Below are 1,004 nucleotides of genomic sequence, written 5' to 3' on the forward strand. Positions count from 1 at the left end.
CTAAGTACAGGACAAAAATTTAATGGAGTTGAAGAAAGCCTCGGAATTGAGATGGATGTCAAAGATGATATGACGCAGAAAATCAAAACCAAGACGAAAAATGCTTTTAGGTAAGCGACCGTGCTTTTTAGGTTTGAGGGGATTGAGCTGAGCAAGCCAAAGCCCCGAAGAAAAAGCCCAACATAAAGCGAGGGTGAGTAAAGCAATAAGTTTAGAAAGGCGTTCAGGGGCTTGAAGGTGAGTAGCCTCCAAACAAAAGCCACGGGATTTAAAACAGCCAAACAAAGTCTCAATCGCCCAACGTTTGGCATAGTCAGCAATAGCGGTATTAGGGTCATGAGCGGTTGCTACAATTAACAAATCGCCATCCTCCAGACGCATTGCCGCAATATAGAGCCAATGTTGCCAAACAAGCCTCGGCTTAGACAATACTTTCGATTGACCAACTTGGAGATCTTGGAAACAAACGTCAGCCCGTAGTTGCTTCTGCCCATCGTCAAGCAAGGTGTTTTTGCGAATACGGATACGAAAGTGGGTACATGGGTCACACAGCAAGTAATCAAACCATTCTTCCCCCACAAATTCTCGGTCTGCGGTCAAAAAGTCGATTTTGCGATCTCCAAATATTTCCAGAAATCGATTACACAATTCACAACGTTCACGGGTGTTCGAGTTACCTTTTTTGTCCAGCATCATCCAGACCAACGGGAATGCGATACCGTGATGCACTACTCCCAATGTCAGCACATTAAATACCGTCTTACCAAATCTCCAATCGGTGCGGTCGATACTGATTACCCATGGTTCAGGTATTTTCATCACTTTGACGACCATTAAAGCGATGCTTTCATAGTCCACTTCAAACTCTCGAAAAAATCTCTGTAACCGCTTATAGTGTGATTCGACTTTGGCTTCTCCACTAAATCCTGTCGCGATTTCCGCTAGGTTTACTGTCTTTACTCGCATTAGTGCGATCAGGAACATCGACACAAATAAGAGTCTTG

The 1,004-nt window shown here is 44.0% G+C and carries 1 protein-coding gene; it reads right to left on the reverse strand.

The features are described from left to right. On the reverse strand, positions 1-1,004 hold a 1,004-nt coding region (locus VB775_RS15725), incomplete at its 5' end, for an IS4 family transposase (protein ID WP_323216877.1).

It is taken from the genome of Pseudanabaena sp. CCNP1317, assembly GCF_034931345.1.
GTDB lineage: Bacteria > Cyanobacteriota > Cyanobacteriia > Pseudanabaenales > Pseudanabaenaceae > Pseudanabaena > Pseudanabaena galeata.